This window comes from Rhizobium sp. 01T417 (genome assembly GCF_056398905.1).
Genome location: NZ_JBFTQH010000005.1, coordinates 273,125 through 286,951 on the forward strand (window position 1 = coordinate 273,125; position 13,827 = coordinate 286,951).

General features: G+C 59.7%; 12 protein-coding genes, 1 other RNA gene and 1 pseudogene. 7 read left to right on the forward strand and 7 right to left on the reverse strand.

Features of this window, described 5'->3' with window-relative positions; all coding sequences use genetic code 11:
* Window positions 1-73 precede the first annotated feature (73 nt).
* Window positions 74-3,808: an AsmA family protein gene (locus tag AC1DPR_RS08330; protein ID WP_018858369.1), complete on the forward strand. Its 3,735-nt coding sequence runs from the start codon at window positions 74-76 to the stop codon at window positions 3,806-3,808.
* Window positions 3,809-3,864: 56 nt separating this feature from the next.
* Here the strand turns inward: AC1DPR_RS08330 and AC1DPR_RS08335 are convergent, their stop codons facing one another.
* The 7 genes from AC1DPR_RS08335 to AC1DPR_RS08365 all read right to left on the reverse strand — a co-directional run bounded on the left by AC1DPR_RS08335 (window position 3,865) and on the right by AC1DPR_RS08365 (window position 6,897).
* Window positions 3,865-4,083, reverse strand: a complete 219-nt coding sequence (locus AC1DPR_RS08335) for a ribbon-helix-helix domain-containing protein (protein ID WP_018858370.1) — start codon at window positions 4,081-4,083, stop codon at window positions 3,865-3,867.
* A gap of 97 nt (window positions 4,084-4,180) precedes the next feature.
* A complete protein-coding gene (locus AC1DPR_RS08340; RefSeq protein WP_018858371.1) occupies window positions 4,181-4,375 on the reverse strand; it encodes a DUF4169 family protein in 195 nt (64 codons plus the stop codon).
* A gap of 50 nt (window positions 4,376-4,425) precedes the next feature.
* Complete coding sequence (locus tag AC1DPR_RS08345) at window positions 4,426-4,935, reverse strand: SspB family protein (RefSeq protein WP_018858372.1); 510 nt, start codon at window positions 4,933-4,935, stop codon at window positions 4,426-4,428.
* Between the two features lie 127 nt (window positions 4,936-5,062).
* Window positions 5,063-5,431: a transfer-messenger RNA gene (ssrA, locus tag AC1DPR_RS08350) on the reverse strand.
* A gap of 55 nt (window positions 5,432-5,486) precedes the next feature.
* The gene (locus tag AC1DPR_RS08355; protein ID WP_245267977.1) at window positions 5,487-5,909 is read right to left on the reverse strand and encodes a hypothetical protein; all 423 of its coding nucleotides are present in this window, start codon (window positions 5,907-5,909) and stop codon (window positions 5,487-5,489) included.
* Window positions 5,903-6,214, reverse strand: coding sequence for a hypothetical protein (locus tag AC1DPR_RS08360; protein WP_245267978.1), 312 nt, complete (start codon window positions 6,212-6,214; stop codon window positions 5,903-5,905). The genes AC1DPR_RS08355 and AC1DPR_RS08360 overlap by 7 nt, the downstream gene beginning before the upstream one ends.
* A gap of 152 nt (window positions 6,215-6,366) precedes the next feature.
* The gene (locus AC1DPR_RS08365) at window positions 6,367-6,897 is read right to left on the reverse strand and encodes a methyltransferase domain-containing protein (RefSeq protein WP_477816076.1); all 531 of its coding nucleotides are present in this window, start codon (window positions 6,895-6,897) and stop codon (window positions 6,367-6,369) included.
* 334 nt (window positions 6,898-7,231) lie between these two features.
* Between AC1DPR_RS08365 and AC1DPR_RS08370 the strand changes: the two genes are divergently transcribed.
* The 6 genes and pseudogenes from AC1DPR_RS08370 to AC1DPR_RS08395 form a co-directional block, all read left to right on the forward strand.
* Entirely contained in the window at window positions 7,232-8,026 is a 795-nt protein-coding gene (locus AC1DPR_RS08370; protein ID WP_018858374.1) for a thymidylate synthase, read from the forward strand.
* A 546-nt stretch (window positions 8,027-8,572) separates the two neighbouring features.
* Window positions 8,573-9,622, forward strand: a complete 1,050-nt coding sequence (locus AC1DPR_RS08375) for a LacI family DNA-binding transcriptional regulator (protein ID WP_018858375.1) — start codon at window positions 8,573-8,575, stop codon at window positions 9,620-9,622.
* 88 nt (window positions 9,623-9,710) lie between these two features.
* Window positions 9,711-11,324, forward strand: a complete 1,614-nt coding sequence (locus AC1DPR_RS08380) for an acyl CoA:acetate/3-ketoacid CoA transferase (RefSeq protein ID WP_113471809.1) — start codon at window positions 9,711-9,713, stop codon at window positions 11,322-11,324.
* Window positions 11,317-12,096 (forward strand): enoyl-CoA hydratase/isomerase family protein, encoded by a 780-nt coding sequence (locus AC1DPR_RS08385; RefSeq protein WP_113471808.1) that lies wholly within the window; start codon window positions 11,317-11,319, stop codon window positions 12,094-12,096. Before AC1DPR_RS08380 ends, AC1DPR_RS08385 begins: the two co-directional genes overlap by 8 nt.
* A complete protein-coding gene (locus AC1DPR_RS08390; RefSeq protein WP_192304717.1) occupies window positions 12,090-13,616 on the forward strand; it encodes an aldehyde dehydrogenase family protein in 1,527 nt (508 codons plus the stop codon). The genes AC1DPR_RS08385 and AC1DPR_RS08390 overlap by 7 nt, the downstream gene beginning before the upstream one ends.
* A gap of 86 nt (window positions 13,617-13,702) precedes the next feature.
* Window positions 13,703-13,827 (forward strand): annotated as a pseudogene (locus tag AC1DPR_RS08395) (sugar ABC transporter substrate-binding protein); the annotation flags it as partial.

Below are 13,827 nucleotides of genomic sequence, written 5' to 3' on the forward strand. Positions count from 1 at the left end.
CGAAAGCTGCTTCACAGCTTTCGGGATCATGCTCTAGTGTCCGCAATGGATTCCCGAATGGAGAATAGTTGAGTTGGTAGGCCGGTTCCTCGTCTTTTTGGGCGGAGTGATTGTGGTGGCGCTGTTCGTAGCGCTGCTGGCACCGCTGTTTATCGATTGGACCGATTTCCGAAAGAATTTCGAGGATCAGGCGAGCCGGATTATCGGCAAAAAGGTCGTCGTGCACGGAGCGGTGGACGCGCGCCTTCTGCCGTTCCCTTCGGTGACGCTGCATGATGTGCGCGTTGGACAGGAGGTCGACGGGTCGCCGATCGTGCAGATCGAGCAGTTCTCCATGGATGCTGAACTCGCGCCTTTCCTTTCCGGCGAGGCGTTGATCTTCGACATGCGCGTGGTCAATCCGCGGGTGAAGCTGCGCCTCTTGAAGGATGGCACGCTCGATTGGACCCGTGGCAGCCAACCCGAAATTCCGGCCAAGACGGTTGTTCTCGAAAACGTCCACGTTACTGGCGGCGATATTCAGTTCATTGACGATCAGTCAGGGCGGTCGCGCCGCATCACAGGACTGAACGCCGAAATGTCGGCTAAGTCGCTTGCCGGTCCGTGGAGGATCGAAGGCGATGCGGCGCTGGATGGCGCACATGGGAGTTTCATGATCGCCAGCAATCAGCCTGATGAGAACGGGATCCTGCGGATGCGCACGCGACTGCAGCCCGACAAGCAACCGGTGATCGTCGATCTCGATGGCGAGTTGAAACTTGTCGACCGCAGGCCGAACTATCAGGGAGCGATATCTGCATCGATCGAGAGCCGGAACGCCAAGGCGGCCGACAAGACCGATGTTCCTCCGCGACTGAAAGGCAAGTTCGAGCTTACGAACGAGAGCATTCGTATACCGGAATACCGTCTCGAGATCGGAGCCACCGATGATCCCTATGTGGTCACGGGCGAGGCGACCCTGGACACCGGAAGCCAGCCGCAATTCCTGCTGATTGCGAACGGCCAGCAGATCGACGTCAATCGCATCGGCAATCAGGGTGCGAATGGCAAGACGACGCGCGATCCCGGCCTATCGGCGCGGCAGCGCCTGAACGCGCTGATTCAGATCGTTTCGCAAGTGCCTGTACCGCAGGTGCCGGGTAAGGCAACCGTTCGGTTGCCGGCGATCGTCGCCGGCGACACGACAATCCGCGATATCCAGCTCGATGTGCAACCCGCTGGCAAGGGCTGGATCATCGACAACGTGGTCGGCACGCTTCCGGGACGCACACAGGTGGAAGGCCAGGGCAAGCTCAATTTGCAGGGGCAAGCATCGTTCGTTGGGCAGATCACGGTGGCCTCCAATCAGCCCACGGGCCTTGCGGCATGGCTTTCCGGCTCAGTCGATCCGGCGATCCGGCAACTGCGGCAGGCGGGCTTTTCCGCTGATGTCAGCCTCACGCATGACCGGCAGACGTTCAACAACCTGGAAATCGCCGTTGGACAGGCCACGTTGAAGGGTCGGATGGACCGACAGGCGTTGGCCAACCAGGTACCGACGCTTGATGTCGCGCTTGCCGGCGACGCACTCGATCTGGATGCACTGCGTGCGCTGACAGGGCTGTTCACCGGCCAGGATGGCGGCGACAACGTACTCGATCACAAGATCACTGCACGGCTCAAGGCCGACAAGTTTACAGCCTTCGGCGTCGAAGCGGGCGATGTCGAGGCGAGCTTTGCAATTGCCGATGGGGCTCTCGCGGTCGACAAGCTTTCTATCAAGAACCTGGCGGGTGCCGAAGTGACTGCGACCGGTCGCGCCGAGGGATCGCTGCTCGATTACAAGGGCTCTGGGGAAATCACCTTCAAATCGGCGGATCCGGGCTCATTCTTCACAATGCTCAAGCAGCATCTGCCGCAGCATCCGGTCATGGATAGGCTTGTGCGCAATGCCGCATGGTACACGAATACCGCACTGCGCGGAGCTTTGACTCTCGGAGGCGACGAGGGCGACGGCCTGACACTGACATTGGCGGGGGTGACCAACGGCAGTCGTGTCAACCTCGACTACCGCATGTCGGATCTTCTGGCGCTGACGGGCAAGGGCACAACGAGCCTTGAGGCGACGCTTGAGAACAGCGTCACCTCGATCCTGTTTGGGCAGGCGGGTCTTGATCCGTTGCCGGTCGAGGCCGATGCCAATGGCCGCCTGACCCTGAAGGTGCAGGCAGAAGGAACGGATCCTGCCGACGCCCAGCTGACATTTGCCACCGACCGCACATCGTTTACGGCTGGCGGCAAAGTGGACGTTCGCCCGCAGGCCTTCATGAACGGACAGCTTGCAGTATCCCTGGAGAGTGCCGATCTTGATCCGTATCTTGTCATGAACGGCATCGCTGTGCCGCAAATGGGTACGGGCCTGCCGTTCAAGCTGACAACGAACGCGACCATCGATGGCGACAAGATTTCCTTTGCGGATATCGCAGGACATGCCGCCGACAACGAGTTCAGCGGCGCCCTGACCGTCGACCGTAAAGCGGAAAAGACCACGGCGACGGGCGAATTGGCGCTATCCAAGGCCGATGCCACCTGGCTAGGGGAAGCTGTTTACGGACCTATGACGGATGCGGCGACCGGCGACCTGTCGGCCGGCGCGCTGGGCTTGCCGATCTTCAAGGATTTGGACGTCAACCTCAAGCTCTCCGCCAAGCAATTCTGGCCTGGCTGGTCCGGCGCGATTTCGGATTTCACGTCAAACGTGGCCTACAGGGGCGACGAATTGCAGCTGAACGACATCAAGGGCGGTTGGGATGGCGGCAGCGTCAACGGCAGCCTGCTGTTTACCAATGCTGACGGTACGGGCTTCTTCCAGACGCAACTGGTGCTGGCAGATGCGGATTTGGCCGGTGTCGTGTGGCCCCGCGATGGCGCGCCGGTCGCCAACGGCAAGTTCGGGCTTGGGCTCTCCATGGAGGCTTCCGGCAAGTCCATGAAGGATATCGCTGGTTCTTTGAACGGCTCCGGCGAGCTTCGGCTTGGCGATATCAGCGTACGTGGTCTCAATCTCGGCATGCTGGCGCCATTACTGGCCGCCACCGATCCGATGCAGGATCAGCTGAATGCCGGCAAGGTTCATCCGATCGTCGAGACCTTGCTCAACAACGGCGAAGCGAAGCTGCCGCCGACTGCGATTCCGTTCAACGTGACGGATGGGGTTCTGCGCTTTCAGAACGTCAGCGTGACGACCGACCAGGCAAAGCTCGTCGGCAACGGCCAGATCGACCTGCCACAGGAGCGCATCAATGCGTCGCTCAACATTGCACTGAATCCGGGTGGCGAGGTGCTTCCCGGTGCGGAGCCTGCGGTACGACTCGACTTTTCAGGACTGCTCGCGTCGCCTGGGCGAACCATTGATGTCACGGACATCACCGGCTTCTTGTCGTTGCGCGCCTACGAGCGCGAACGCCGGCGCGTCGAGCGCCTGCAGTCCAACGTACTGGAGAAGCAGCGACTGCGCCGTGAAGTTGCTCTCTACAAGTTCAACGATATCGAGCGCCAGAAGGCCGCAGCCTTCGAGGCGCAACGGCAGGCGGAAGAGCAGCGCCTGAGAGCTTTGGCCGCGCAGGCCGAGCGCGATAGGCAGGCAGCGGAAGCGAAAGCAAAGGCTGACGCTGAAGCCGAAGCGCGCGCCAAGGCAAAGGCGGCGGAGGACGCAAAAGCGGCCGCAGAGGCGGCGCGACGGGCACAGGAGCAGCTTACCGTGCCCCCGGAGAACTCACTCAATTTCGAAACGGTGCCGGGGTTGCCGGGCGTGCAGGTGCCGCAGTAGTGTGTTTGCGATCGCGGTATGTGGGTATCCTCACGCGCGGTAGCCTTCGAGGCGAACTAGCCCGCGCTCTCGGATTTCAGCCAATGAAGGACATAGACGCGCAGCGCTGACGAGAGGTTGCTCTCCGGCTGTCGCTGATCGTCTATGTCGGAAATCAAGGCTGCGAGTGGGATGGCGCGCGCTTTGGCGATTATGTTCAACTCGGTCCAGAACTCGTCTTCCAACGAGAAGCTGGTGCGGTGTCCGTGTAGAGTAGCCGAGTGCTTGCGGATCATCGCAAGGCTTCAGAATTCGGTTCGAGCCGCTGACACGTTGATTCCAGAAAGCCTGCCAACTGATTGATCCCGGAATCTTTTGCGTTTCTCGGGGCGCTCATTTGTCGTCTTCAGATTTCTCTATCCGGCCTTGCTGATGAGAGCGTTCGGCCTTCTCATTGAGCGCCTTCGTCAGCTGCTTCTCGGCCTTGGTGCGGCCAAAGGAGATACGGTTTTGCTCCGCCTGCCTCGCCTTGTCGGCGCGGGCCTGTTTCTTTTTGAACTGGCGGAGATTGACGACTTCGGCGGTCACGGTTGGCCTCGATCGGAATTGAAAAAGGGAAGCAGTTGCTTCCCTTGGTTTTACTGCTTCTTTCGGAAGGCGTCGAGCGAGACGACCGAGCCGGGTTTCTTTTCCTCGCCATCGGCTTTGGCGGCGGGCGTTTCCTCGGACTTCTCGGACGCAACCGGATAGGCGGTGATTTCAGCGGCGGGAAGCTCTTCGCTGTCAGCGAGAGGCACGTCGAATTCCAGCTCGAAGTTCACGGACGGGTCATAGAAGCCGCGGATGGCGTTGAACGGAATGAAGAGCTTTTCCGGAACATCCGAGAAGGAAAGGCCGATCTCGAAAGTGGTCTCCGTGATCTTCAGTTCCCAGAACTGGTGCTGGATGACGATAGTCATCTGTTCCGGATACTTCGCCTTCAGGTGCTGCGAGATGCGAACACCAGGGGCGCCGGTCAGAAAGGTAATGAAGAAATGATGCTCGCCCGGCAGGCGGCCCGTCGCGGCAACTTCAGACAAAACCTTGCGGATGACGCCACGCAGCGCGTCCTGTGCCAGAATGTCGTAACGGATGTGATCCTGCCCCATGCTTTCCTGTCTTTCTTTTGGTTCGGACTCGTTTCCCAAGGCTGTATGGCATGCCAAGACGCCCTGGAAAAGGCCTGAGCCGAGTCATGCTTGACCAAACCATACATGATTTGCGCGCAAGGGAGAAGGTGAAGGCTTCTGTTGCCAGGTGCCTTCGGACCCCGCCTAGAGGTGCGAACCACTAGGGCTTTATTTGAAGTGTCACACCGCGATTAAGCAGCGAGACGAGCTTCCGCATAGTTGTCGTTTGCAACTACAATTTTAGCCCGATAACGGCGGTACAATGCCGAGCAAAAAGACGATCTTTACACCCTTGTCGATCCTGTTTCGCCCCCATCAAAAGCCGGCCATCTTGTTGCAAGCCGCCGGTTTTTGGTGGAGGCGCCGGGTACCGCCCCCGGGTCCAATAGGTTTATTACACCGCTCATTTATCGCCATAGCCGGCCCGAGGACCGGCATGGCTGATATAGTGTTTTCCGCCTCGGTTGGGAAGAGGTGTTGTCACAAAACCGTTTCGTAGTGAGCGGGACTGCAGGAATTTCGCCCGTGCTCTAGCAGACGGCCGTTGCCTCATTGAAAACACCGCGCTTCTTGAGCAGACTCACCATACCGGTCGCAGCGCCCACGACGGCCATGAAGAAGACAAGAAGAGATAGATAGGGGAGAGACAGCGCATTGGCTGCGCTGGCGACCCGGTAGATCTCGATCAGGAGAACGGCCAGAAGCGCGGCGGAAACAGTCGAATAGTCCTTCGCGATGACGCGTTTCGCATTGAACACCATCCCTTGCGTTGCCGGCGCAAAATTGCCAAGGCGAAGCATCCAGCGCGGAACGTCGGCGTCGCCAAACTTGTTTTCGAGAAATGCTTCCTCGGCGTAGACGATGCATTGGTAGATGAGCATGAAGAGCGCTATGCCGACAACTACGACCATTGGATTTCCATGCAGCAAGAAGACCGCTGCATAGATCAGCATGTTTCCGACATAGAGCGGGTTGCGGCAGACCCGAACATCCCCTCGGTCACCAGATCGCTGGCGTAGACGCGCTTCTTCAGGCCGCCTCGCTGAATATAGGCATAGTCGATCACGGTTGCGCGCAAAGCCAGGCCGGCAAGCAGGATCAGAAGTGCAACTACGTCTTTAACACGCTCCGCCGTAACGCTTCCCCCGATTTCCGAGGGGGGTAGCGTCATCAGAAACAAGGTGACAATTATGAGCGGGAACACCTGATTGCGATATTTGAAGAAGAAGTTCCCGATATGGATCATGGCTGTTTTCATTTCTGCGCCCAGACTCACTTGACGGCCACGATGCCGCAGAAATTGTACCAGCGGAAAAAGACCTCGACACTGCGGAAGCCGACCTCTTTCAGAAGCTGCATGTTCTCTTCCAGACGATAGGGGATGAGCACATTTTCAAGCGCTTCGCGCTTCTAGGCGATCTCGATTTCGGAGTAGCCGTTTCGTCGCTTGAAGTCGTAATAGTGCTGGATGAACAGCCGGTTGAAGGCCGTATCCTCGCTGGTCAATTTCTCAACGAGGAGCAGGCAGCCCTGATCGTTCAGGCCGGAGAAGATCATCTTCATTACGCGCTCGCGAAACAGCGGGCGAATGAATTGCAGCGTCAGCAGCATGGTGACGACGCTGGCGTTCTCCATGTGAAGACCCTGGTGGAGATCGACGACTTTCAAGTCGATCGGGCGCCGCGCGTCTGCATGCTCGATTTTCTGTGCCGCCTTTTCCAGCATGTCAGGGGCATTGTCGATGCCGATGAAAGTGACGTTCGGATCGATCATTCGGTCGAGCGTAAGCAATGTCGTCGCCGTCGAGCAGCCGATATCGTAGAGATTGGTGTTCGGTACGGCGAAGTCCAGCGCCAACTCACAGACCATCCGCTGCATTTCTTCGTAATACGGCACGGATCGGCTGACCATGTCGTCAAAGACATCTGGTGAAGTCGCCAATCGGCTGATCCTCTTTGGCGAATTCTTCGTCCCGCCGCTCTGTTCGCAGCTGCAATCGTATCGGGCTCTCTGCCATCATTTCCCCCCCCCAAAAAAAAGCGGTTGGTCCCAAAGGAGAGCGGCGTGAATTGCCGCTAATATACTGACAGTGCTGAAACCCCGTGGAGCGCCCCCGCGCTGAGCATAGGGCGACACGCAAACCTGACGGTAGCCTGAAAGCGCCTCCGACCGTCTGGTAGGTATCGCGGAGAATTGCCGGGATAATAGCCGCACTATGATTGGTTTCGACGGGCAAAACGCCTAAATAGGTACGGAACGGAATCGGCGGCGGACGATGAAGCAGTATCTCGATCTCTTGAAGCATGTCATGGAACACGGAACCGATCGTGGCGATCGAACGGGCACCGGCACACGCTCGGTGTTCGGCTATCAAATGCGGTTCGATCTTCAGGAGGGCTTTCCGGTCCTGACGACCAAGAAGCTGCATCTGCGTTCGATCATCCACGAGCTTCTCTGGTTTCTTCGCGGCGACACCAATATCGGCTACCTCAAGGACAATGGCGTCTCGATCTGGGACGAATGGGCTGATGAAAACGGCGACCTTGGGCCGGTCTACGGCGCACAGTGGCGTTCCTGGCCTGCTCCCGATGGCGGCCATATCGACCAGATCTCCAATCTCGTTTCGGGCATCGTCAAGAACCCGAATTCACGCCGGCATATCGTTTCGGCATGGAACCCCGCCGAGGTGGATGACATGGCGTTGCCACCTTGCCATTGCCTGTTCCAGTTCTATGTCGCCGACGGGAAGCTGTCCTGTCAGCTCTATCAGCGTTCGGCCGACATCTTCCTTGGCGTACCCTTCAACATTGCCTCGTATGCCCTGCTGACGATGATGGTGGCGCAGGTAACGGGCCTGAAGCTCGGCGATTTCGTGCACACGCTCGGCGATGCGCATCTGTATCACAACCACTTCGAGCAGGCGAAGCTGCAGCTGACGCGCACGCCAAAGCCATTGCCGTTCATGCGGATCAACCCCGACGTGAAGGACATCTTCGGCTTCAAGTTCGATGATTTCGAGCTGGTCGGCTACGAAGCCGACGCCAGCATCAAGGCGCCGATCGCGGTTTGATCGGGGAGTTCTGACGCGGCGAGTTCCGGTTGGCGCAGCGCTGTCTATCACGGCTTCCACGAGCTCAGGCCTACCAGCGGCCGATCTCACCATGGATTTTTGACGCATGCCATAGGTGGCTTCACCGCTGGCGACTGACTGCTGGCCATTCGGCGCTTGGGAGCGGCGGGCTAAGTGGTCGCGCAGCGTAAAGGGACTCAGCGCGGAGATCCAAAAGACCGTCTGGGCCGGTTTCCTGCCCAGCCTACCGACACTACATGTCCGTGACTTTTGCTCAGCAGCGGGGAGCGTTGATGCGCGACCTCCGGTTGGTTTAACTTAGATCGTTCCAAAATATTCTAGATCGACACCGACCCAATTTCTTGCGAACAAGCAAGCGCCGTAGATGATATTGATGTATTTTCCGTGGCTTAGATATTTCGAAGCGTAGAGGCGTAATTCCTGTATGGCGATTGCTTTTCCCGCAAGAAATGCGGAATTGCCACTTGACAAAATTGGAACGTTCCAATTATTTGGGCGCCGTGGCTAAGGCCATTGGAGGATCTCATGACAAAAGGGCGGGTCACCGTCATCGATATTGCGAAGGCGGCGGGCGTCTCCAAGTCGACCGTTTCGCTTGTCTTGCAAGGATCGTCCCTGGTGAACGACGGCACGAGAGCGAAGGTCAATGCGGTGATGCGCGAGCTTGGCTACGTGTACAATCGCGGAGCCGCCAATCTGCGCCAATCCGGTTCGAAGTCGAAAATTATCGGCGTGGTGGTCAACGATCTGACCAACGGGTTCTTCGCGGAACTCGCCGTTGGTGTGGACATGGTCGTCCAGTCCGCGGGATTCGTCCAGTTCCTGTCCAATACCAGCGAGAACCTGGACCGACAGCGGGAAGTTATCGCCTCCATGCGCGAGCATGGGATTTCAGGGCTGATCATGTCGCCCGCCCGTGCGACCGAAGCCGCTGACCTGAAGCCGCTGGTCGCCGCTGGCATTCCCGTCGTCGTGGCTGTCCGCAACGTTCCGGGAGCTAAGGTCTCGTCCGTCGTTTCGGACAATCGCGAGGGAATATCTGCTGGCGTGCAGCATCTCGCTTCGCTTGGCCACCGCCGGATCGCATTCATCGGCGGCTTTAGTGATACGGCGGTCTTCGACGAGCGCATCGACGGCTATCGCGGCGCAATAGCGGCTTGCGGCCTTGAGCTTGACGAAGATCTTATCCTGCCTTCCGCCCCCTCGAGAGCTGGTGGTGTCGATGCGATCGGCCGAGCGCTGGCAATCGCTGCCGCTCCCACTGCCGCTGTGTGTTTCAACGACGCAGTCGCGTTCGGTGTGTGCGACGGGCTTCGCGCCCAGCGCCTCGAGCCTGGACGTGACTTTGCAGTGGTCGGCTTCGATGACGTCATCGAGGCAAAGGCCGCCGTTCCGGCGCTGACGACGATCTCGGTGGATCCGCAGGGAATGGGCAGGCGCGCCGCGCAACTGCTTCTGAAGCAGATCAGCGCGGGTAGGGCGGAAGCGGAGTCGATCGTCTCCTCTGTCCGGCTCGTGGTCCGGGAGACCTGTGGAGCAAACCTGGCAGGCGGTTCCAACAGGAGGCAGGCATGAGTTGGTCGCTGGCGACGGGTCCCGCCGTTGTCGAGGCGGCGAAAAGCGGCTCGGCCGTGAAAATCGAAACAGGGCTTTGAGTAATCAGATGAGCAAGCACATTACCCCGACGGATGCCGCAGCACTGATCCCCGACGGAGCGGTTGTCTCCGTATCGTCGTCGAGCGGCCTCGGTTGCCCCGACCTGATGCTGAAGGCGATCGGCGAGCGCTTCGATAGCACCGGTCATCCGCGCGATATCACGACGCTGCATCCCATCGCGGCGGGCGACATGAGCGGTATCAGGGGTGTGGACTATATCGCCAAGAAGGGCCTGCTCAAATGTATCATCGGCGGCTCCTATCCGTCGGGACCATCCAGTGCGGAGCCGCCGCTGATCTGGCAAATGATCACGAACAACGAAATTCCGGCCTACAACATTCCCTCGGGCATCATGTTCGATATTCACCGGGAGGCTGCCGCCAAACGCCCGGGTGTCCTGACAAAGGTGGGCATCGACACGTTCGTGGATTCAAAGAGGCAGGGTTGCGCGATGAACGACCTCGCTGCCCAGGACCCGGTGGTCAAGCGCGTCTCGTTCGAAGGCGACGACTACCTGTTCTTCCCGTCGATCGTGCCGCAGGTCGTCATCATCCGCGCGACGACCGCGGACGAGCGCGGCAACCTGACTTATGAACACGAGGGTGCCTATCTCGGCGGTCTCGACCAGGCGCTTGCTGCCCGCAACAATGGCGGCATCGTCATCGCTCAGGTCAAGCGGATCACCAAGGAAGGTTCGCTGAAGCCGCATGACGTGCGCGTCCCCGGTATGCTCGTCGATTACGTGATCGTCGATCCGGACCAGAAGCAGACCACTCAGACGCTCTACGATCCGGCTATCTCAGGCGAGATCTTTCGCCCGTTGGAGAGCTTCCGCGTTCCGGAATTCAACATCCAGAAGGTCATCGCGCGCCGCGTTGCCCAAGAGTTGCAGGCAGGCAGCTGCGTCAATCTGGGCTTCGGCATTTCCGCCAACGTGCCGCGCATCCTCCTTGAGGAAGGGCTGCACGGCTCCGTCACCTGGGTCATCGAACAGGGTGCCGTCGGCGGTGTCCCGTTGCTGGACTTCGCGTTCGGCTGTGCATCCAACGCCGACGCCTATATGCCCTCGCCATACCAGTTCACCTATTTCCAGGGCGCCGGCTTCGACGCCTCGTTGCTCTCCTTCCTCGAGATCGGCCGTGATGGCTCGGTGAACGTTTCGAAGTTGTCGTTCCGTCCCCACGTCACCGCGGGTGCCGGCGGCTTCGTCGATATCACGGCGCGTGCGAAGAAGATCGTCTTCTCGGGGATGTTCAATGCCGGCGCAAAGCTCGCGATCGTCGACGGCAAGCTCGTGATCGAGAAGGAAGGCAAGTTGAAGAAGCTCGTCAACGAGGTCGAGCATGTCACCTTCTCCGGCAAGCGGGCGATCGAGCAGGGCCAGGACATCACTTATGTCACCGAACGATGCGTGATGAAGCTGACGCCTAAAGGCATTGTTCTCACGGAGATTGCGCCGGGTGTCGACCTGCAGGCCCATATCCTCGATCAGTCCGAGTTCTCGCTCATCATAGCAGAGGACCTCAAGGTCATGGATGCGAAACTCTTTGGTGAAGCAAACATCGGCCTGACTCTACCGAAGAAGAGCGCCCGCGTCCTGGAGGGCACGTTCAATGGCTAGCGGCACGGTCAAGATCCACGTCGAAGATCACATCGCGATCATGACGGTATCGCGTCCGGAAAAGCTGAATGCGCTTGATCTCGACATGCTCAAGGCGCTCGCAGATGCCGCCGATGACGTCGAGGCTAACGGCGACGTTCGTGTGGCGATCCTGACAGGCGAAGGCAAGGGCTTCTCAGCGGGCGGCGACATCAAGGCCTGGGGCGGCATGCGGCCACAGGAGTTTGGTCATGCCTGGGTACGCCACGGACATCGCATCTTCGAAAGACTTGCGACCCTCAGAATGCCTCTGATCGCGGCCTTGAACGGCCATGCGCTCGGCGGTGGGCTGGAGCTTGCCGGCGTCGCCGACATTCGCATTGCCGAAGAGCACATCAAGATCGGACTTCCGGAAACAGGCCTCGGCATGGTTCCCGGCTGGTCGGGCACGCAGCGTCTTGTGAAGCGCTTCGGCGCGCAGGTGGTCAGGCGCATGGCGCTGGGCGGTGAGATCTTCACCGCCGAGGAAGCCCGCGCGCTTAGCATCGTCGATGTGGTGACATCGACCGGTAATGCCGTGGAAGCGGCCAAGGAATATGCGGCCCGCATCGCGATGAGGGGGCCGGCTGCTCTTGAAGTGGTCAAGCTGATGATTGCCTCCGCGAACGGCGAGGACAATGGCACGGCCGTCGAGGCGCTGGGCTCGATCCTCGTTGCGAAGACCGGCGACCTCAATGAGGGGGTGGCTTCGTTCACCGAAAAACGCCCTGCACACTTTAAAGGAGAATGGTAATGACGGTTCTGGTTACTCCCAAGGCGCTTAGCGATCACAAGGCCCGCGACTTCAAGATGCTGGTCGATGGCAAGTGGGAGGCCGGCTCCGGCCAGCCGATCGAGCGCGTGGCGCCAAGCCATGGCGTCGTCGTGAGCCGCTTTCCGGCGGGAAGCAAAGCCGATGCCGAGCGCGCCATCAAAGCCGCCCGCAAGGCGTTTGACACGGGTCCCTGGCCCAGAATGACGGCATCCGAACGTTCCGCCATCTTGCTCAAGGCTGCCGACCTGATCTCAGCCCGTGCGGACGAACTCGCCTACCTGGACGCGATCGAGGCCGGCAAGCCGATCTCCCAGGTGCGCGGCGAAATCGCCGGTTCGGTCGACATTTGGCGATACGCAGCGGCGCTCGCCCGCGATCTTCATGGCGAAAGTTACAACACGCTTGGAGACGGCACGCTGGGCGTTGTCCTGCGTGAGGCGATCGGCGTCGTATCGATCATCACTCCCTGGAACTTCCCCTTCCTGATCGTCGGCCAGAAGCTTCCCTTTGCGTTGGCGGCGGGCTGCACCACGGTCGTCAAGCCATCCGAACTGACCTCGGGCTCGACGCTGGTTCTTGGCGAAATCCTTCAGGAAGCAGGCGTGCCCGATAGCGTCGTCAACATTGTCACCGGCACGGGACCAGAGGTCGGCGCGATCATGACGTCCCATCCTGAGGTCGACATGGTGTCGTTCACCGGCTCAACCGGCGTCGGCAAGCTCACCATGACGAATGCCGCGCAGACGCTGAAGAAGGTCTCGCTGGAACTGGGCGGCAAGAACCCGCAGATTGTATTCCCGGATGCGGATCTCGATGCGTTCATCGACGCGGCCGTCTTCGGCGCCTATTTCAATGCCGGCGAGTGCTGCAATGCGGGCTCGCGCCTTATCCTGCACAAGAGCATCGCTTCCGATGTGGTCAAGCGCGTCGCCGAACTCGCCAAGGACGTCAAGGTTGGCGATCCGCTCGATCCGACAACGCAAGTGGGCGCGATCATCACGCCGCAGCATCTGGAAAAGATTGCCGGTTACGTGGCCAGTGCGACGAGCAGCGGTGCGCAGGTGGCGCATGGCGGCGAAAAGCTCGACTTGGGCATGGGGCAATACATGGCGCCGACGATCCTCGAAGCTGTCACGCCAGGCATGGCGGTTGCGCGCGAGGAAGTCTTCGGACCGGTGCTGTCCGTCCTCACGTTCGAAACCACCAGTGAGGCGATCGCGATCGCCAACTCCATAGACTACGGCCTTTCCGCTGGCGTCTGGAGCCGTGACTTCGACACCTGCCTGACGATCGGTCGGAAGGTCAGGGCAGGGACGGTCTGGATGAACACCTTCATGGACGGCGCCTCCGAGCTGCCGTTCGGAGGATACAAGCAATCCGGCCTCGGCCGCGAACTCGGCCGCCATGCGGTGGAGGATTACACCGAGACCAAGACGCTCAACATGCATATCGGCGCCCGGACAAACTGGTGGATGCCGAAGAGGGAAACGCTGGGATAACCGGCAACGAGACTACGCCCGAGGAGGGCGGGTAATCGGTGCGGGAATGGTCCCGCACCTTCGAACTTGCAAACCGGGAGGAAACGATGCGCAAGTTTTTGATGACGACAGCGTTGGTGACGATGAGTGTTGCGGGCTTGGGTGCTGCCAAGGCTGCGGATGTGAAGGAAGTGCAGATGCTGCACTGGTGGACGTCCGGCGGCGAGGCTGC